This window comes from Saccharopolyspora indica, assembly GCF_027853965.1.
Classification (GTDB): Bacteria; Actinomycetota; Actinomycetes; order Mycobacteriales; family Pseudonocardiaceae; genus Saccharopolyspora; species Saccharopolyspora indica.
In genome coordinates this window covers 41730-61240 of the sequence record NZ_JAQGLB010000031.1, presented here as the reverse complement: position 1 = coordinate 61240, position 19511 = coordinate 41730, and the positions used below count along the sequence as shown (strand labels likewise).

The following is a 19511-nucleotide window of genomic DNA, read 5'->3' as shown; positions in this document are numbered from 1 at the left end:
CAGTCACACGGCGCCGGTCCCGCCGGTGAAACCGGGGAACTCGGTGGTGAACTTGGTGACGTCGTAGGCGGCGAGGTCGTCGGTGTCCTTGAAGACCACCTTGGCCTTCTCCAGCCCGCTCTCCAGCTGGGTCAGCTTCTTGCGGAGGTTCTTGTTCTCCGTGTCGACCGTGCCGCCGAAGTTCCCGCCCCACTTGACCAGCTTCTGCGCGGGTTCCCAGGTCTGGTTCATCGGCTGCAGCTGCAGCTCGGCGTCCAGGTACACGTCGTTGTGCGTGATCGCCTTGCGCGCCCCGGCCTTGATCTCGCCGATCACCGCGATCAGCGCGGTGTACTGCGCCTCGTCGAACTGGATGTTGGGGTCCGGCCCGACGTCGCCGTTCGGCGGCACCTGCTGGCTGCCGAATCCCGTTGGCATGCCCGGGAAGTTGTAGCCGCCACCCGGAGTGCTCGAATCCCCCGTCAGGTAGGACGAGGTCTGCGTCGGTGGTGGCTGCTGCGCGGGCGGTTCCTGCGCTGGCGGCTGGGACGCGGGCGGCTGCTGCGCGGGCACGCCGTGCTGCGCGGGCGGAGGCTGGTAGCCGGGCGGAGGCTGCTGCGCGGGCGGGGGCTGCTGCCGCTCGGAGCCGGGCTGGGCAGGTTCCTCGACGGTGCCCTCCGGCGTCGGCGGCGCGCTGGCGGCCACGATCGATTGCCTCGGCTGGAGCGGCTGCACCGGCGCTTCCTGCGGCTGCGCCGGAGTTTCCAGCTGCTGCACGGGCTTCTCCCACACCTGCGCGGGTTCAGCGGGCACCGCGGGCACACCCGGCTGGGCGGGCATCACCGGACGGGCCGGGGTCATCGGCAGCAGCTTCCTGAGCTGACGGCCGTCCTCGTCCGGCGTGAGCAGCTGTTTCTGCACCCGCATCAGCCGCCGTTTCGGCTCGGTCGCGGGTTCGGCCGGAACCTCGTCACCGGGCGGGATGCCCGGATCGACCGGCTGCGCGGGAATCGCCGGTTCCGGCTCGTGGCCCTCGTGCGCTGGCACCTCGCGCACCGAGACGACGTACTTCGTCGCCTTGAGCGGTTCGAGCGGCGGCAGGCCCGGATCGGCCGGTTCGGGTTCCGCCCGATCACCGGCCGGAACTTCCTCGTACACCACGACGTGGTGCTCGCTGACGGTCATCGGTTCCAGCGGCGGCAGCCCGGGGTCAGCTGGCCGCACGGGCTCGGCCGGAACCGCGGGCTCCAGCAGGTCGTACTCCGGCGCCTCACCGCTGAACGGCTCGCCCGGTTCGAGAAGGCGGTACCCGGCCTCCACGCCCTCCACGCCGCTGTACGGTTCCACCGGTTCCCCGTAGGACGCGGGGACGGCTGGCTCCAGGGCGTCGTAGGCGAATCCGCCCAGGCCTTCGCCGGGAGAGCCGCGGAACGGCTCGCCCGGCCGCAGGTGGTGGGACTCCGGGACCTCGGTTCGCTCCACCGGCAGCGACACCGACACGCCCGTCACCTCGACCACGGTCTCGGACTCGGTCTGGTCCTGCTCCGCCACCGAGAACTCCTTCCGATCGTTCGACCCTGCTCAGCGGGCCGGGGGTGCCGATGTCGCTGCGGTGGTCACTGACCGAAGATGCGGGCGCCCTGCTGGTCGCCGTTGCGGAAGATCTCGTGGATGTTGATCGAGGACACCGAGGTGAGGTTGATCCGCTCGGTCATCTGCTGGTACGAGCGGTCCCACTGCCGCTGGCTCTCCAGCCAGATGGGCTGCGCCTGGCCCCACGACGCCTCGGGGATGTTCTTCAGCCCGGTGTTGAGCTGTTCCAGGATGGTGCCGAGCGTCCGCACCGACTGCAGCAGCTGCTCGTTGACCTCGAGGTATCCGTTGTGGTTGACGTCGAACGCGGTCATCCGATTTCCCTTTCCGATGAGTGCTGAACCGACTGGCCCTGGCGCGAACCAGCCACTGGAGCGCGGTTAGCTCACTGGGCTGCGCCGCCGGTCTCGGTCTCGACGTTGCGGTTGGTCTGCAGGAGTCCCGTGGCCTTGCCCTTGAGGTTCTCCAGCTCGTTGACGATCTTGTTGTAGTCCGTGCTCCAGTCGCCGAGCAGGCGGGAGAGCTTCATGCCGGACGTGGAGTTGTTGACCGAGGGGAGCTGACCGCCGATCCCGATCACCTGGCCGTTGAGCTGACGCATCTGGCCGAGCGCGTTGTCGGTGGCGCTGATGACCTGCGTCAGCATTCCGTCGTCGTAACCGAACTTGCTCATCGGATTTCCTCCTCCGTTGCGGGCGATCTGCCGATCAGGTCGAGCACCGGTCCGGTCGGCAGCAGGGCGAGCAGATCCGCGGGGACCGGTTCCGCGGCATCCACCGAGTAGCCGAGGGCTTCGGCTGCTTTCTCGTTGGCGACCGGGAACTTCGCCCCGGCCTCGGTGATCAGGTAGACGCCCGCGCCGGGCACGCCGGGTGCCGGGCGGGTGCGGGCGATGAATCCGGAGTTGGGCCGGACGTCGACGAGGTCGGCGACCCGGCCGTCGCGGGTGACCCCGGCGATCTCGCCGTTCACGGCGGCTCCGCTCATGTCCGGCGCGGACACCAGCGCCACCTCGCCGGCCGCCCACCGCACGCAGGGCACGCGGCGGTCGAGGTCCATCCCGGCCGGTGGCTGCGGCGGCAGTTCGGCCTGCCACACGGGCGCGGGCAGCACCTGCTGGGTGGCCAGCTGAGCCGGGGTGATGCTGATGGTCGGCGGCAGCGCCACGTCCGGGTCGGCGCCGAGCAGCGCCGCGACGGTGCGCGACACCGGCACCAGCCCGGCCGCGTCCACCACGAACGTCTTGTCGCCGACCGCTTCGGGCGCGGTCACCAGCTGGCCGACCACGGTCTGCTGACCGGCGACGACCGGCCCCGCGCCACCGTGCGGCACCGGCGGTGCGCCGAGGTCCGGGCCTGCGGGCACCGTGTTGAGCCACGCCGAGTCGACCGGCACGGCCCGAGCCGGGTCCAGCCCGAGCGCGCGGGGCACCCACGGGGCGGTGATCCGCAGCCGGGTTCCCCGCCACACGAGGAATTGCTGGTCGCCCACGCGGGTCAGCACCGCCTCGTTCGCGCCCAGCTCGCTCATCCCGGGCAGCGGCCCGACGGTCGCGGCGAGCCCCGGGTCGTCGTCCTGCACTCCCGCGCACACGGTCCACGGCTGGCCGCCCGCCACCGGCGACGGCAGCGCGTCCGGCGCGCCGGGAATGCCGATCGGAGCGCCCTTCGGGAAGTCCGCCAGCTCCTCGCCGCTGACCTTCGCGACCTGCGGCTCGCCCTCGGCCAGCAGCCGGGCGGAGGCGTAGTTGAGCACCGGGCGCAGCCGCCCGTCGACGAGCATGTACCGGTTGCCGGAATCCTTGTCCACCACCAGGAATCCCGGTTTCTCGCGCCAGGCGTTGCCGCCCATCCCGGTGAGCAGGCTGACGATCAGCACGATGCCCATCACCAGCAGCGCGATCCCGATGCCGCCGGCCATCCCGACGGTGGTGCGGCGCAGCGGCCGGTTCGGGTCGTCGGGATCGGTGCGCAGCACCGCCGCGAGGATCCGCCCGACCAGGAACGAGTGGGCTTCGACCTGTTCACGCCTGCCGTACATGCGCGACCTCCCTTCTGCTTCTGAACACGGTTGCTGCTCCCGGAAAGGTTCAGAACCACGTGGCGACGTAGCCGTAGAAACCGGTGATGGTAAGCACGAGCGCCAGCACCGCGAGCGCGCAGATCCAGTGCAGGATGTCGCCGAGGCGTCCCCACCGCGGAACCAGCCGCCGACCGGGCAGCACCTGCGCCCCGGCCAGCGCGTTCCCGGCGAGCCCGAGCAACCCGACCAGCACGCAGATCTGCCCGAGCAGCGGCAACCCGACGACCCAGCCCAGCAGCACGGAGATCAGCGCGGCGGCAGCGGGCACCAGCGCGGCGGCCCGGTGCCAGATCCCGCGCAACTCCCGCGCCTGCAACAACAAGAGCGTCGCGACGACGAGCCCGAGCGCGACGGTGTCCCACGCCAGGTGCGAGGTGAGCACCAGCAACGCCCCCGAGCAGACGGCGCCCAGCACCACCAGGAACGCGGTCAGGTGCGCATCGGCGACAGCGGCCCGGTCGAGAACGTCCTTGCTGGGCAACGGTTCCAAGCCCTGCTGGAACTCCTCGGCGGTGTTCGGCACCGGCTCGGCGACGAGCCCGGCGAGCCAGGTGGCGAGCTGCGGAGCGGCCCTGGTCACGGCCAGCACCATCGCGACGAGGACGGCTGCGGTCGCATGCGCCTCCAGCCCCAGCAGCAGCCCGACCAGGCACCCGAGCGCGGTCAGGACGGCTCCACAAGCGACCGCGAGGAACCCCGCCCTCGCCAGGTCGAGCGCGGCCCGGGCACCGACGGCCCCCGCCGCCACGACCACCGCCCCCGCCAGCGATCCGGCGACGGTGAACCAATCAGCGGGCGGTGCCGAACCGGCGGGCATCGCGAAACCCGCGACACCGAGCGAAACCACCCCGACCGCACCGAGCGTCAACGCCCCGGTGCGCTCGTCGAGCACCCGCGCCAGCAGCGCCCCGCCGCCGATCAGGACGAGCCCGACCACCCCGCCGCTGATCGCGGTCACCGTCCCGCTCCCGGCGAACGTGGTGACCAGCACCGCGAGCAGCCCGCACAGCGCGGCGAGCCCGAGGCACACCCGACGGGTCAGCGCGGGACGCCAGCTGTCGGTGCGCGCGGAGAGCCCGGTGTGGATGCCGTCGACGAGGTCGTCGAAGTCGGCCAGCGGCAACTGGTCGTTGCGAGGCCGCAGGTGCAGCACGTCCCCGTCGTACAAACCGGCCGCGGCGGTCCCGTGCTCCTCGTTCAGCGGCGCCTCGCCGAGCCGCTGCAACACCCAACCGCCGTGCGCGAGCCCAGAAGTGGCCAACGCCGGATCGAGGTGCCCGAGCACGGTGGGCATCAGGTCGGAGATCGGCACGTGCGCGGGCACGGCCAGCTCAACCCGCGAGGAAGGCCCGCAAATGGTCAACCGGCACATCTCGCCGGAGCCCCCACCGCCCTGAGCCGGAAGAGCCGCCTGACTCGTCGCAGCCCCGTTCCCGTTCGTCGCCGCCATACCCCCACCACGGCCCTGCCGACCCCGAAGGTTCAGCACCCCTCGGGAAACCCCCCACCAGCAGCCGCCCTGCTCCGGTCGGGCCCCGGGCTGGTGGCGATTTCGCGCGAAATCGTCCTTTCGCACGCGGACGTGGTGCTGATCTCGCGCGAAATCGCCACACGCTCAACACGGAGCTGCAGAGCAGCGAGGTCCTCGGACCGCGGAGCAGACCGGACCGGTGCGCCGAGGAAGGGCGCACCGGCCCGGCCGAGCGGGCTCGGTGGTGGTCGGGGGCATGACACCGAGCCGCTCTCATCGGAGGTGACCGGACGCGAGGGAGGGGGAACACGTCCGGCCACCGGGTGGGCCGGTGCGGAGGTCGGGGATTCACCGCACCGGCCCGCTCTTGGGCTAAGCGGGCTCCCGCAGGCGATGTCGACCACCGCCGGAGTCCTCCAGCTCAGCCAGCCGTTCGGCTTCGACCTGCGAGATCAGCTGCCAGACGTTGCAGTCGCCTTCACCAACTCCGCTGTGGCGAGCACGCGGTAGCCGGGCGAAGACCAGTGCGTAGATGAAGACGTTGATCAGCACGAGCACCGAAACTTGAATCCAGAACACGGTCGGTCCTTCCGCCATCGATCCCGGGTTGTCGTCACTGCTGCCGGGCCGCGAGGACCCGCCAGCAGTCCATGCACGTCTTCTCCCGTATCCAGGCGACTTCCGGAGCGATCTGCTGCAACTCGTCGGTGCTGACCTCGACCCCGCACAGCGCCTCGACGACCAGCCCCGGATCGGCCCGCCGCGCCGCAGCGTCAAAGCCGTGCCGCCCAACGGAAGTCGGCTGCCAACGACCGATTTTCGCCCCACCAACCAACATTCCAGCTCCTTCCGCCAGGAACAAGTACCAACTGGATCAGTACACGTACTGTCGCACATCCCGTGCAGTACGTGTACTGAACTGGGAGGTGTCGATCGGGTGATTCGATCGGTACGCGTACTGCGCCTAAAGTGACCGCATGACGCTGCGCCGGATGATGCTGGGCAAGAGGCTTGAAGAGCTGCGGGAGCAGGCTGGAGTCTCCCGCGAGGACGTCGCCGCCGAGCTCGACTGCACGCCCGGCCGGGTGCGCCACTTGGAGAGCGGGCGCAATCTGCCCACCCGCCCGGACGTACTGGTCATGTGCAACATGTACGACGTACCGACCGACGTTCGCGACGCCTTGCTGGAGACGCGCTCCGAAGCTCAGCAGGCGGGGTGGTGGCAGACCTACCGCCTGCCGAAGTGGCTGGCGAGCTACGTCATGCTGGAAGCCGACGCGACGTTGGTGCGGAACTGGGAAGTCGAGTTGATTCCAGGCCTGCTTCAGACAGAGCAGTACGCTCGGCGCATCGCAACGATCGGCGACCTGAACTTCACGGGCGCTGAGGTGGAGAAGCGAGTCAGTGCACGCTTGCGCCGTCAGGATCGTCTGACCGATCAGAACAACCCGCTGCGGCTGGAGGCTCTGATTTCGGAGGCAGCGATTCAGCGCTGTGCAGCGGAACCCGATATCGCTCCCGAACAGCTGAACAACTTGCTCAAAGTCGGCGAGCTGCCGAACGTGAACATCCAGATCGTGCCGATGAACCTAGGCATGCACCACGCGATGGCAGGCGGATTCGCCCTTCTGGCCTTCCCGCCGGACACATGGCCGCAGACCGGATATCAGGAGTACAACGTCGGTGGCCACTTGGTGGACGACCCAGAGGCCGTGAACTCGCTGGGTAAGCTGTTTGATGCGCTGCAGGAGCGGGCACTGACTGTGCCTGACAGTGCCCGCTTGATCTTGCAGTACATCGGTTGAAGTGAAAGCGAGCGACTATGGATCTCACCCGCGCCCACTGGCGCAAGTCTAGTCATTCATCAGCACAAGGCCAGTGTGTGGAGGTGGCGACCAACCTTCCGGGTGTCGCTGCTATCCGGGACTCCAAGAACCCGAACGGCGACGCACTGCTGATGCGTCCGTCCACATTGGCAAGTTTCATCGACTCGGTGAAGTCGGACCGCTTCGAGAACTGATCACGCCACGGAGGTGCCCCCGGCGATTCCCGGGGGCACCTTTGTACGTCGAGAGGGCACGTTCACGACGACGTCGGCCACTACTGCTTTTGATGAATTCTCTTGTCTCCAGCCGAGTCGGCGAGTTTCATCGAGTCACTGCTACTCGCTGGCCGGAAGGACAACGACATGCCAACGGCTGACCCAGCTGGGACGAACTGGAAGACGAGCAGCTACAGCAACGGCGGCGGCAACTGCGTCGAGGTGGCCGTGGGGACCGGATGGACCGGGTTCCGGGACACCAAGGACCGCGACGGCGGCACCCTGGTCGTCACCGCTTCGCGCTGGGAGAACTTCCTCGCAGCCACCCGGTCCGGGCGCTACGACCTGTGATGGTGGTGGGTTGGTCGTGAGTGCGTAACGGTGTTCCAGCACCGTTTGGCACTCACGACCGCTGGTCCGACTGAACGGCTCGGCGGGTGTTGGCCGTGTTGGGGGTGGACCCCAGCAGCGAGGAGCCGCCCACCATGACCACCACCCTGTTCCGCAGGCCGAACCGGGAGCAGCCGCCGGAGATGCCCAGCGGGGAGCTGTCCCTGCAGGAGCCTCCGGCGCTGCCGGAGACGGTGGGCCGGGACTGGTTGTCGTCGATGATGATGCTGCCGATGATGCTCGGCAGCGGCGTGTTCATGCTGATCTACATCGGGCCGCGGAACCCGTTGCTGGGCATGGGCATGTTCGGGCTGATGCTGGTGATGGCGCTGCTGATGTTCCTGGTCCAGCTCGCGCGCGGCGGCACCGAGCGGCGGCAGAAGATGCGCGGCGAGCGGCGCGACTACCTGCGCTACCTCGGGCAGGTCCGGGCCCAGGTGCGCGCGGCGGCGACGAAGCAGCGGGAGTCGCTGTCCTGGCGGCACCCCGATCCGAGCAGCCTGTGGTCGGTGGCGATGACCGGCCGGTTGTGGGAGCGCCGGGCCGCGCACGGCGATTTCGCCGAGGTGCGCATCGGCACCGGTTCGCAGCGCCTCGCCATCCGGATGAACCCGTTGAGCACCAAGCCGATCTCGGACCTCGAACCGCTGTCCGCGCGGGCGCTCCGGAAGTTCATCAACGCCCACAGCACCGTCGCCAACCTGCCGACCTCGCTGTTCCTGCGCGGGTTCGCCAAGGTGCGCTTCGCCGGTGACGAGGAGGCGATCCGCGGGGTCACCCGGTCCGTGCTCGCCCAGCTGGTCACCTTCCACTCCCCCGAGGACCTGCGCGTGGTGGTGTGCGCGGCGCCCGGCCGGGTGCACCTGTGGGACTGGGTGAAGTGGTTGCCGCACGCGCAGCACCCGGTCGAGCAGGACGGCGCGGGCCAGGTCCGGCTGCTGGCCGACGGGGTGGACGCGCTGACCGAGCTGCTGGACGCCGAGCTCGGCGAGCGGGGCCGGTTCGAGGCCGCGTCCTCGCCGAACCCGGAGGAGCCCTACGTGGTGATCGTGCTCGACGGCGTCGACGTGCCCTCGGAGTCGCGCCTGGCGGGCACCGGCTACCACAACTCCGTGGTGCTCGACGTCTCCGATGCGCTCACCGGCGGCGCCGGGCGCACCACGCTGCGGCTGGACGTCTCCGCCGAGCAGGTCGACATGGTTCGCACCGACCGCACCGGCCAGGAGGTGCGCACCAAGCTCTGCGCGCCCGACCTGCTGCCCACCGCGAAGGCCGCGACGCTGGCGCGCACCATCTCGCCGTACCGGCTCGGCGGCACCACCGACGTGGCCGAGCCGATGGTGGCGAACTTCGAACTCCCGCAGCTGCTGGGCATTTCCGACCTGGACACCTGGGATCCCGCCGCGGCGGCGCGCACCGGGCTGACCCGCGACCGGCTGCGGATCCCCATCGGCATCACCGAGAACGGCGCGCCGATCGAGCTGGACATCAAGGAGTCGGCGCAGGGCGGGATGGGCCCGCACGGGCTGCTCATCGGCGCCACCGGTTCCGGCAAGAGCGAGCTGCTGCGCACGATGGTGCTGGGCATGGCGATGACGCACTCGTCGGAGACGCTGAACTTCGTGCTGGTCGACTTCAAGGGCGGCGCGACGTTCCTCGGCCTGGACCAGCTCCCGCACGTCTCCGCGGTGATCACCAACCTGGCCGACGAGGCGACCCTGGTGACCAGGATGCAGGACGCGCTGCACGGGGAGATGGTGCGGCGCCAGGAGTTCCTGCGCGCGGCGGGCAACTACAGCTCGCTGCTGGACTACGAGAAGGCCCGGCTCTCCGGCACTCCGCTCGACCCGCTGCCGACGCTGTTCGTGATCGTCGACGAGTTCTCCGAGCTGCTGGCGTCCAACCCGGACTTCGGCGAGCTGTTCGTCATGATCGGCAGGCTCGGCCGGTCGCTGGGCGTGCACCTGCTGCTGGCCAGCCAGCGCATCGAGGACGGCCGCATGCACAAGCTGGAGAGCCACCTGTCCTACCGGATCGGGCTGCGCACGTTCTCGGCGATGGAGAGCCGTTCGGTGATCGGCGTGCCCGACGCCTACCAGCTGCCGAGCGCTCCCGGCAACGGCTACCTGCGCAGCGATGTGGCGACGCTGATCCGCTTCAAGGCCGCCTACGTGTCGGGCCAGCACCGCAGGCGCACCCGCGAGCAGCGGCAGGAGGAGGTGCGGCGGCAGGTCGTGCCGTTCAACGTGGGCAAGCTGCCGGTGCCCGCCGCGCCCGCCCCGGAACCCGCGCCCGCCCCGGACGACGCCGATTCCAGCGAGTCGGTGCTGTCCGTGGCGGTGGACAAGCTGATGGGGCACGGCCCGCCCGCGCACCAGGTGTGGCTGCCGCCGCTGGCCGATCCGCCGTCGCTGGACCAGCTGCTGCCGCCGCTGCTGCCCGATCCCGACCGCGGGCTGACCGCGCCGAGCTGGCCGGGCTGCGGCCGGCTGGTGGTGCCGGTCGGCGTGGTGGACAAGCCGTTCGAGCAGAGCCGCGACCTGCAGGTGGTCGACCTGTCCGGCGCAGGCGGGCACGTCGGCATCGCGGGCGGTCCGCAGTCCGGCAAGAGCAACCTGCTGCGCACCCTGATCGCCGCCATCGCGCTCACCCACACCCCGGCCGAGGCCCAGTTCTACTGCCTCGACTTCGGCGGCGGCACGCTGTCCGCACTGGACGGTCTGCCGCACGTCGGCGGCGTGGCCGGGCGGTTGCAGGCCGAGCGGGTGGCCCGCACCATCGCCGAGGTGCAGACCCTGCTGGCGGAGCGGGAGAAGACCTTCGCCGAGCACGAGGTGGAGAGCATGGCCGCCTACCGCGAGCGGCGCGCGAAGGGCGAGTTCGCCGACGACCCGCACGGCGACGTGTTCCTGGTCGTCGACGGGTGGGGCGCGCTGCGCTCGGAGTTCGAGCAGCACGACATGGCGCTGCGCGCGCTGGCCGCCCGCGGCCTCGCCTACGGCGTGCACCTGCTGCTCACCACGAACCGCTGGTCCGACGTGCACAGCGCGCTGCGCGACCAGCTCGGCACCCGGCTGGAGCTGCGGCTCGGCGACTCGATCGACTCGATGATCAACATGCGCAAGGCCGCGGAGGTGCCGCAGATCCCGGGCCGCGGCATGACCGCCGACCAGATGCACTTCCTGGCCGGTGTTCCGCGCATCGACGGTGTCGCGGGCACCGAAGAGCTCGCCGACTCGACCCGCGAGCTGTGCGCGGCGGTCGCCGAGAGCTGGCCGCACCGGGGCGCGCCGGTGGTGCGGATGCTGCCCGCCGTGCTGCCCGCGGCGGACCTGCCCGCACCGCGGCCAGGTCCGAAGGTGGCGCTGGGCGCGGGCGAGCTGGACCTGCAGCCGGTGTGGCACGACTTCGGCAGCCGCCCGCACCTGACCGTCGTCGGCGACAGCGGCAGCGGCAAGACCGCGGCGCTGCGCCTGATCGCCAACGCGATCACCACCGCGTACTCGCCGGAGCAGGCGCAGGTCCTGGTCGTCGATCCGCGCCGCACGCTGCTGGAATCGGTGCCGGAGCCCTACCGCCGCGGCGCCGCGGTGTCCACGCCCGCGGCCGAGACGCTGATCCGGCAGCTGGCCGAGGAGCTCAAGGAGCGGGTGCCCGGCACCGACATCACCCCGGCGCAGCTGCGGCGGCGGGACTGGTGGAGCGGGCCGGAGATCTTCGTGCTGGTCGACGACTACGACCTGATGCTGGGCCCGATGGGCGGGCCGTTCGACCCGCTCGTGGAGCTGGTCCCGCAGGCGGGCGACATCGGCCTGCACCTGGTGATGGCCCGCGCGGCGGCGGGATCGAGCCGGACCTCGATGGAGCCGGTGACCCGCCGGTTGCAGGAGTCGAACACCCCGGAGCTGGCGCTGTCGATGCCGCCCAACGAGATGCCGCTGCTCAACGGCGCCCGCGGCCGCCAGCTCCCGCCCGGCCGCGCCGTCCTGGTGACCCGCCGCGACGGCACCGGCCTGCAGATCGGCTGGACGGAGGAACCGGCATGAGCAGCCCCACACCAGCGGCTCGACCGAACCCGGGGGCCTCCCGAGCCCTGCTCAACCGCACCTCAGGGGAACGTGACGCAACCCCGCCACAAGAAACCCCGAAACGCAAGATCGCCCCCAACCGCAACCACCACTGTAAATCGCGGAGAGGCGGGCTGGCGCTGGCCGCGGTCCTGGGCATCGCCGCCGCCACCACACCGGCGGTCGCGGTCGCCCAGCCGATCGGCCAGTGCACACCACCGTCGGAAACGCCGGTGACGACCGCGTCCTGGGCGCAGGAGCGGATGGCGGCCGATCGGGCCTGGCCGCTGACCCGGGGCGACGTGATCGTCGGCGTGGTCGACACCGGCGTCAGCGCCACCGCCCCCGCGCTGTCCGGCGCGGTCCTGTCCGGCACGGATCTGCGAGGAGGCCCTGGTAACGGGGACTGCTTCGGCCGCGGCACGTTCCTCGCGTCGCTGATCGCGGCCCGCCCGAGCAGCGACCCGCACGTCCCGTTCGCCGGAGTGGCGCCGGAGGCGAAGATCTTCCCGGTCCGGGTCAGCGACGACCCGCCCAAGATCCAGGACCACGCGGGCTTGGCGAACTCGATCGCCAAGGGCATCAAGGCCGCCGTCGACGGTGGCGCCCGCGTGGTGGCCGTCGGCCTGGTGGCCACATTGGACATGCCCGACCTGCGCGCCGCCATCGCCTACGCGTCCGAACGGGACGTGCTGGTCATCGCACCGGCCGCAGTGCCGAAGAAGGGCCAACTCGCTTTCCCCGCGAGGATTCCCGGCGTCCTCGCGGTAGCACCCGTCGGCCCGGAAGGCCCGGTCCAGTCGCCGACCTACGGCGCGGACCCGGCGATCGCGGCCCCGGCACAGCAGCTGGTGGGAGTCGCCCCGCAAGGAGCGGGCCACCGCCTCTCCTCCGGCAACGAGCTCTCGGTGGCCTACGTCGCGGGAGCAGCCGCCCTGGTCCGCGCCTACCACCCCGCGCTACCCGCCCCCGAGGTGGCGGCCCGCCTCCTCAACGCAGCGGACCACCCCTCGACCCCGCTCCCGAACGAGGTCATCGGCTACGGCGTGGTCGACCCCTTCGCAGCGGTCACCACGATCCCCAACACCGACCCACCGGCAACCCCGCTCCCAGAAGCCCTGGCGGTCCCCAAACCAGCGGTGCCCGACCCGGCCCCGGCCACCCGAGCCCTCTGGCTGGCAGGCGCCCTCGCGGCGGCGGCCCTCCTCCTGGCAGGCCCGGTGATCGCCGCCGCAGCCCGCCGCCGCCGCGAGAACTGACCCGCCGAACGGCACCACCCGATCGAGCAGGAGCGAAGGGCACCTTTCGCCGAGTTAGTTGGCGAAAGGTGCCCTTCACCCCCACTCATCCGCCCCTCCGCACCGCGGACCTTTCGAGGTGAAGGGCACCTTTCGCCGAGTTAGTTGGTGAAGGGTGCCCTTCACCCGCTCCCCAACGGGTGATGGCCCCCGGTGAAGGGCACCTTTAGGCAAGTTAGTTGCTGAAAGGTGCCCTTCACCGGGGGTTTCCCGGGGTGGACTTCGGGGAGTTCGGGTCCGTAGCGTCCGGGGTATGGGTGAGATCGGACTGGAACGGCACTTGATTCGCTACTCGGGGCGCGGGGGGTTCAGTCCTGGGGTCGTCGACCGGGCTTCGGGGAGCACTGTGGTCACCGAGGACGGGCGTGAGCTGCTCGACTTCACCTCGGGGCAGATGAGCGCGATCCTCGGGCACTCGCACCCGGAGATCGTCGCGACGATCCGGGGGCAGGCCGAGCGGCTCGACCACCTCTACAGCGGGATGCTGAGCCGTCCGGTCCTCGACCTCGCCGAGCGGCTCGCCGGGACGCTGCCCGCGCCGCTGGACAAGGCCGTGTTCCTGACCACCGGGGCGGAGGCGAACGAGGCCGCGCTGCGGATGGCCAAGCTGGTCACCGGGAAGTACGAGATCGTCTCGTTCGCGCGGTCCTGGCACGGCATGACGCAGGCCGCCGCGAACGCCACCTACAGCGCCGGGCGCGCCGGATACGGGCCGCCCGCTCCCGGCAACTTCGCGCTGCCGGTCCCGGACCGGTTCCGCCCCGACATCGTCGACGCCGACGGGAACCTGGACTGGCGCCGCCAGCTGGACCTGGCCTTCGACCTGATCGACGCCCAGTCCGCGGGCAGCCTCGCGGCCTGCCTGGTCGAGCCGATCCTGAGCAGCGGCGGCGTCGTCGACCTCCCGCCGGGCTACCTGGCCGCGCTGCGGGACAAGTGCCACGAGCGCGGCATGCTGCTGATCCTGGACGAGGCCCAGACCGGCCTGTGCCGCACCGGCGACTGGTACGCCTTCGAGCGCGACGGCGTGGTCCCGGACATCCTCACGCTGTCCAAGACCCTCGGCGCGGGTCTGCCGCTCGCAGCCGTGCTGACCAGCGCGGAGATCGAGCAGGAGGCGCACGAACGCGGCTACCTGTTCTTCACCACGCACGTCAACGACCCGCTCCCGGCGGCGGTCGGCAACACCGTCCTGGACGTGCTGACCCGCGACCGCCTCGACGTGCGGGCCCGCGAGCTCGGCGACCGCCTGCGCGGCGGCCTGGACGAGCTCGCGAGCAGGCACGAGGTGATCGGCGACGTCCGGGGCCGCGGCCTGCTGGTGGGCCTGGAACTGGTCGGAGGCCCCGGCGGAGCCGACCAGCTGGGCGCGGCGGTCACCCGCCGCTGCGCGGACCTCGGCCTGCACATGAACATCGTCCAGCTCCCGGGCATGGGCGGCACCTTCCGCATCGCCCCGCCGCTGACGGCCACCGACGCGGAGATCGACCGGGGCCTGGAGATCCTCGACAAGGCCCTCACCGCCGAAACCAGCTGATCCACCGGCGCGCCGGGACCCCCAGATCCCGGCGCGCCGGCGCGGTCAGGCGCCGACGTAGTCGGCGAGGTGCTCGCCGGTGAGCGTGGAGCGGGCTTCGACCAGGGCTTCCGGGGTGCCTTCGAAGACGATGCGGCCGCCGTCGTGGCCCGCTCCGGGACCGAGGTCGACGATCCAGTCCGCGTGCGCCATCACCGCCTGGTGGTGCTCGATCACGATCACCGACTTGCCCGAGTCGACCAGCCGGTCGAGCAGGCCGAGCAGCTGCTCGACGTCGGCGAGGTGCAGGCCGGTCGTCGGCTCGTCGAGGACGTAGACGCCGCCCTTCTCGGACATGTGCGTGGCCAGCTTGAGCCGCTGCCGCTCGCCGCCGGACAGCGTGGTCAGCGGCTGGCCGAGGCGGAGGTAGCCGAGCCCGACGTCGACGAGGCGCTGCAGGATCTTGTGCGCCGCCGGGATGCGGCCCTCGCCCTCGCCGAGGAACTCCTCGGCCTGCGCGACCGACATCGAGAGCACCTCGCTGATGTTCTTGCCGCCGAGCCGGTACTCCAGCACCGCCGCCTGGAACCGCTTGCCCTCGCACTCCTCGCAGGTGGTGGCGACACCGGCCATCATCGCCAGGTCGGTGTAGATCACGCCCGCGCCGTTGCAGGCCGGGCAGGCGCCCTCCGAATTCGCGCTGAACAGCGCCGGTTTCACGCCGTTGGCCTTGGCGAAGGCCTTGCGGATCGGCTCCAGCATGCCGGTGTAGGTCGCCGGGTTGCTGCGCCGAGACCCGCGGATCGGGGTCTGGTCCACCTCGATCACCCCGGCGTCGGCGGGCACCGAACCGCGCACCAGCGAGCTCTTGCCGGAGCCCGCCACGCCGGTGATCACGCAGAGCACGCCGAGCGGGATGTCGACGTCGACGTCCTGCAGGTTGTGCGTGGCGGCGCCGCGGATCTCCAGCTGACCGGTGGGGGTGCGCACCTCGCCCTTGAGCTTGGTGCGGTCCTCGAGGTGGCGGCCGGTGGTGGAGTCGCTGGCCCGCAGCCCGTCGACGTCGCCCTCGAAGCAGATCGTGCCGCCCGCCGTGCCCGCGCCCGGGCCCAGGTCGACGATGTGGTCGGCGATCGCGATGGTCTGCGGCTTGTGCTCGACGACGAGCACCGTGTTCCCCTTGTCCCGCAAGCGGAGCAGCAGGTCGTTCATCCGCTGGATGTCGTGCGGGTGCAGGCCGATGGTGGGCTCGTCGAAGACGTAGGTGACGTCGGTGAGCGAGGAGCCGAGGTGGCGGATCATCTTGGTGCGCTGGGCCTCGCCGCCGGACAGCGTGCCCGACGGGCGGTCCAGCGAGAGGTAGCCGAGGCCGATCTCCACGAAGGAGTCCAGCGTCTGCTGCAGCGTTTCGAGCAGCGGGCCGACCGACGAGTCGTCGAGGCCGCGGGTCCACTCGGCGAGGTCGTTGATCTGCATGGCGCACGCGTCGGCGATGCTGATCCCGGCGATCTTCGACGACCGCGCGGTCTCGTTGAGCCGGGTGCCGCCGCACTCGGGGCAGTCGGTGAAGGTGATCGCCCGGTCCACGAAGGCCCGGATGTGCGGCTGCATCGACTCCCGGTCCTTGGCCAGGATCGTCTTGCGCAGCTTCGGGATCAGGCCCTCGTAGGTCAGGTTGACGCCGTCGACCTTGATCTTGACCGGCTCGTTGTGCAGCAGGACGTGCAGTTCTTCCGCGCTGTAGTCGCGGATCGGCTTGTCCGGGTCGAGCAGCCCGGAACCGCTGAAGATCCGGCCGTACCAGCCCTCGGAGCCGTAGCCGGGAACCTTGAACGGGCCCTCGTTGATGGACTTGGCCGCGTCGTAGAGCTCGGCGAGGTCGAAGTCGTTGACCGAGCCGCGGCCCTCGCAGTTCGGGCACATGCCGCCGAGCACGCTGAAGTCGCGCCGCTCCTTCACCGTCTTGCCGCTGCGCTCGAACTTCACCGCGCCGGAGCCGCTGATCGAGGCGACGTTGAACGAGAACGCCTGGGGCGAACCGATGTGCGGCGTGCCGAGGCGGCTGAACAGGATGCGCAGCATCGCGTTGGCGTCGGTGGCGGTGCCGACGGTGGAACGCGGATCGCTGCCCATCCGCTCCTGATCGACGATGATCGCGGTGGTCAGGCCGTCGAGCACGTCGACGTCGGGCCGCGCCAGCGTCGGCATGAAGCCCTGCACGAAGGCGCTGTAGGTCTCGTTGATCATCCGCTGCGACTCGGCGGCGATCGTGCCGAACACCAGCGAGCTCTTGCCCGAGCCGGAGACCCCGGTGAACACCGTCAGCCGGCGCTTCGGGATCTCGACGCTGACGTCCTTGAGGTTGTTCACCCGCGCACCGTGCACGCGGATCAGGTCGTGGCTGTCCGCGACGTGCAGCGCGTTCGTCGTGGCCGTGCTCATCAATGCTCCGCCTATCACATTGGTTCCGCTGGCACGCGTCCGTGAGTGTTTTGTGGTGCTATGGCCCCACAAAGCACTCACGGCTTGTGACCAGCGGAAACGTTGACTCAGGACTGTTCGTTGATCCGGATCATGTTGCCCGCGGGATCGCGCACGGCGCAGTCGCGCCGCCCGTACGGCTGGTCGGTCGGCTCCTGCACGATCTCGACGTCGCGGGCCTGCAGCTTCTCGAAGGTGCTGTCGAGGTCCGGCGTGGCCAGGTTGATCATCGCGTAGCTGCCCTTGGCCATCATCTCGGCGATGGTGCGGCGCTCGTCGTCGGTGAGGCCCGGGGTGGCGGCCGGCGGGTAGAGCACGATCGACGTGCCGGGCTGGCCGGGCGGGCCGACCGTGATCCAGTGCATGCCCTGGTACCCGACGTCCTTGCGCACCTCGAAGCCGAGCACGTCGCGGTAGAAGGTCAGCGTGGCCTCGTGGTCCTCGTGCGGGAGGAAGGTCTCCATGATGGTGATGTCCATGGCAGCCACGCTAGGTGCGCTCCGAGGACCGCGCTTCTCGATTCCTGATCGGTCTGGTGACCTGCTTGGCCACGCACGACGGCATCCCCTCGGTCTCGGCCGCCGCCTCCCGCCGGTAGCGGCTGGGCGACATGCCGACCAGTTCCGCGAAGCGGGTGCTGAAGGTGCCCAGCGAGGAGCAGCCGACCTCGAAGCAGACATCGGTGATGCTCAGGTCACCGCGGCGCAGCAGCGCCATCGCCCGCTCGATGCGCCGCGTCATGAGGTAGCTGTACGGCGACTCCCCGTAGGCGCGGCGGAACTGGCGGCTGAGATGCCCGGAGGACATCCCGACGCCGCGGGCGAGCGCCTCGACGTCCAGCGGTTGCGCGTACTCCCGGTCGATCCGGTCGCGGACCCGGCGCAGCAGCGCGAGATCGCGCAGGCGCTGGGCTTCGGCGGAGGTGCTGACCACGTGCCGAATCGTGCCACGCCGCCCCGACGCGCCCAAACCGATCACCGCAGGTGGTCCAGGTGGTATTCGAGCAGCCGCCTGATCTGGTCGGCGGGCATCAGGTCGGGAGCCGTCACCGAGTGCAGGGCGATGCCGTCGAACAGCGCGTGCAGCAAGCGGGTCTCCAGCTCCAGGTCCCGGTGCTCGGCGACCAGCCCGGCCGCGGCCATCGCGTCCAGCACTTCGCGGCACAGGGCCGACACCGCGTGGGCGTCCCCCGAGTTGAGCGCCCTGGCCTCGTCGTCGACCAGGACCAGCGAGAGGAACGCCACCCAGATCTCGGTGGCCACGTGCGCGTCCGGATCGGTCGGCAGCAGCCGTTCCAGCTGGGCCAGCGCCCGGTCGCGGGGATCGCCGGGCAGGTCCGCCGCCAGCAGCCTGCGCTCCGCCACCTCGGAGATCGCGCGCAGCGCGAACAGCAGCAGCTCCGACTGGCTGGAGAAGTAGTACTGCACCGAGCTCGGCGACCAGCCCGCCTGGCGGGCGACGGCGCGCACCGACGCTCCCGACACGCCCCGCTCGCGGATGACGGCCCACACCGCTCGCACCAGCTCCCAGCGGCGTTCTTCGTGGTCGACGATCTTCGGCACGCGCACCTCCCCCGACTTTTCTACCCGAGCCCGCCGCGCGGATCTTTTTCTGTACAGTCGACCGAAATCGTATTTTGTACACCTGACCTAAAAAGGAGGAGCGATGCCGTCCACGGAGGCGCTGGTCGACGCGCCGAGGCGGACCACGCGAGCGGGAGCGCTCACCCGGGGCGTGCTGGGCACCTGCGCCATGGCCGTGGCGCTCGGCTCGGCAGGAGCGATCGCGCACGCGGCGCAGAGCCGCACCGGCATGAGCGACACCTCGCGGCAGGTCCTGATCGCAGCGCTGTGCCTGCTGATCGCCGTGTCGCTGATCGCGCTGCTGCGCCGCGCCGTGGACCGCGAACCGATGTCCGGGCTCGGCCTGACCGGCTGGGCAGCGGGCCTGCGGACCTTCGCGCTCGGCGTGGCGATCACCGGCGGCTCGGCGGCCGTGGTGTTCGGGCTGGGGACCTGGGCGGGCTGGTTCGAGTGGGGCCCGCTCGACGCGGCGAAGCTCGCGCAGTTCCTGCTGGTCAACACACTGATCGCGTTGGCGCTGGAGGCCTTCCCGGAGGAGCTGGTCTTCCGCGGGTACGTCTACGCCTCGCTCAGCCGGGCGCTGCGCCGGTGGACGGCATTCCTCACCACCGTCCTGCTGTTCTGCCTGGTCGGCGCCGGGTCGACCGTCGTCAACTTCGCGGTGGGCACGCTGCTGGGCGACAACCCGCCGGCGCCGGGCTTCGCCCCGCCCGGCCAGGATCCGGTCGCCTACGCGGTCCTGTTCCCGGTCTTCGGCACCGTGCTGCTGATCGCGCGCATCACCACCGGGTCGCTGTGGGCGTCCATCGCCGTGCACCTGACGTACCTGACCGTCGCCCGCATCACCCTGGAGGGCGCCAGCCGCGACACCGGCTGGTCCGCGCAGCCGACCACACCGGACGCACTGCTGCTGATACCCGCCTTCCTGCTGCTGACCGCCGTGGTGTTCCTGCTGGTCAAGCGCCGACCGGCGGGAGCGGACAGCTGACCAGGGCCGCGCCGCGGAAAAA

At 70.7% G+C, this 19511-nt stretch carries 18 protein-coding genes; 7 read left to right on the top strand and 11 right to left on the bottom strand.

Annotation, left to right across the window (positions count from 1 at the left end):
• Positions 1-3: 3 nt before the first annotated feature.
• From OU416_RS37955 to OU416_RS37925, 7 genes are all read right to left on the bottom strand, one after another.
• Positions 4-1530, bottom strand: coding sequence for a hypothetical protein (locus OU416_RS37955; protein WP_270931930.1), 1527 nt, complete (start codon positions 1528-1530; stop codon positions 4-6).
• A gap of 65 nt (positions 1531-1595) precedes the next feature.
• A complete protein-coding gene (locus tag OU416_RS37950; RefSeq protein ID WP_270931929.1) occupies positions 1596-1886 on the bottom strand; it encodes a hypothetical protein in 291 nt (96 codons plus the stop codon).
• A gap of 71 nt (positions 1887-1957) precedes the next feature.
• A complete protein-coding gene (locus OU416_RS37945) occupies positions 1958-2245 on the bottom strand; it encodes a hypothetical protein (RefSeq protein WP_270931928.1) in 288 nt (95 codons plus the stop codon).
• Positions 2242-3612, bottom strand: a complete 1371-nt coding sequence (gene eccB, locus OU416_RS37940) for a type VII secretion protein EccB (protein ID WP_270931927.1) — start codon at positions 3610-3612, stop codon at positions 2242-2244. The genes OU416_RS37945 and eccB overlap by 4 nt, the downstream gene beginning before the upstream one ends.
• 49 nt (positions 3613-3661) lie before the next feature.
• Positions 3662-5026: a type VII secretion integral membrane protein EccD gene (eccD, locus tag OU416_RS37935; RefSeq protein ID WP_270931926.1), complete on the bottom strand. Its 1365-nt coding sequence runs from the start codon at positions 5024-5026 to the stop codon at positions 3662-3664.
• Positions 5027-5497: 471 nt separating this feature from the next.
• Entirely contained in the window at positions 5498-5704 is a 207-nt protein-coding gene (locus tag OU416_RS37930) for a hypothetical protein (protein ID WP_270931925.1), read from the bottom strand.
• Positions 5705-5738: 34 nt separating this feature from the next.
• Complete coding sequence (locus OU416_RS37925) at positions 5739-5963, bottom strand: zinc finger protein (protein ID WP_270931924.1); 225 nt, start codon at positions 5961-5963, stop codon at positions 5739-5741.
• 139 nt (positions 5964-6102) lie between these two features.
• Between OU416_RS37925 and OU416_RS37920 the strand changes: the two genes are divergently transcribed.
• From OU416_RS37920 to OU416_RS37895, 6 genes are all read left to right on the top strand, one after another.
• On the top strand, positions 6103-6930 hold the full coding sequence (locus OU416_RS37920; RefSeq protein WP_270931923.1) for a helix-turn-helix domain-containing protein: 828 nt from the start codon (positions 6103-6105) through the stop codon (positions 6928-6930).
• Positions 6931-6947: 17 nt separating this feature from the next.
• A complete protein-coding gene (locus tag OU416_RS37915; protein WP_270931922.1) occupies positions 6948-7145 on the top strand; it encodes a DUF397 domain-containing protein in 198 nt (65 codons plus the stop codon).
• 168 nt (positions 7146-7313) lie between these two features.
• Complete coding sequence (locus OU416_RS37910) at positions 7314-7517, top strand: DUF397 domain-containing protein (RefSeq protein WP_270931921.1); 204 nt, start codon at positions 7314-7316, stop codon at positions 7515-7517.
• A gap of 134 nt (positions 7518-7651) precedes the next feature.
• Positions 7652-11602 (top strand): type VII secretion protein EccCa, encoded by a 3951-nt coding sequence (gene eccCa, locus OU416_RS37905; RefSeq protein ID WP_270931920.1) that lies wholly within the window; start codon positions 7652-7654, stop codon positions 11600-11602.
• Positions 11599-12882: a S8 family serine peptidase gene (locus tag OU416_RS37900; protein WP_270931919.1), complete on the top strand. Its 1284-nt coding sequence runs from the start codon at positions 11599-11601 to the stop codon at positions 12880-12882. Before eccCa ends, OU416_RS37900 begins: the two co-directional genes overlap by 4 nt.
• Before the next feature lie 292 nt (positions 12883-13174).
• Positions 13175-14458, top strand: a complete 1284-nt coding sequence (locus OU416_RS37895) for an aspartate aminotransferase family protein (protein WP_270931918.1) — start codon at positions 13175-13177, stop codon at positions 14456-14458.
• Between the two features lie 45 nt (positions 14459-14503).
• Here the strand turns inward: OU416_RS37895 and OU416_RS37890 are convergent, their stop codons facing one another.
• From OU416_RS37890 to OU416_RS37875, 4 genes are all read right to left on the bottom strand, one after another.
• Entirely contained in the window at positions 14504-16879 is a 2376-nt protein-coding gene (locus tag OU416_RS37890; RefSeq protein WP_270931917.1) for an excinuclease ABC subunit UvrA, read from the bottom strand.
• Between the two features lie 107 nt (positions 16880-16986).
• Complete coding sequence (locus tag OU416_RS37885) at positions 16987-17397, bottom strand: VOC family protein (protein ID WP_270931916.1); 411 nt, start codon at positions 17395-17397, stop codon at positions 16987-16989.
• Positions 17398-17407: 10 nt separating this feature from the next.
• On the bottom strand, positions 17408-17851 hold the full coding sequence (locus OU416_RS37880; RefSeq protein WP_270931915.1) for a helix-turn-helix transcriptional regulator: 444 nt from the start codon (positions 17849-17851) through the stop codon (positions 17408-17410).
• Between the two features lie 41 nt (positions 17852-17892).
• A complete protein-coding gene (locus OU416_RS37875; protein ID WP_270931914.1) occupies positions 17893-18480 on the bottom strand; it encodes a TetR/AcrR family transcriptional regulator in 588 nt (195 codons plus the stop codon).
• 103 nt (positions 18481-18583) lie between these two features.
• Here OU416_RS37875 and OU416_RS37870 point away from each other — a divergent pair, with 103 nt between their 5' ends.
• Complete coding sequence (locus tag OU416_RS37870) at positions 18584-19489, top strand: CPBP family intramembrane glutamic endopeptidase (RefSeq protein WP_270931913.1); 906 nt, start codon at positions 18584-18586, stop codon at positions 19487-19489.
• The last annotated feature ends 22 nt before the right edge of the window (positions 19490-19511 follow it).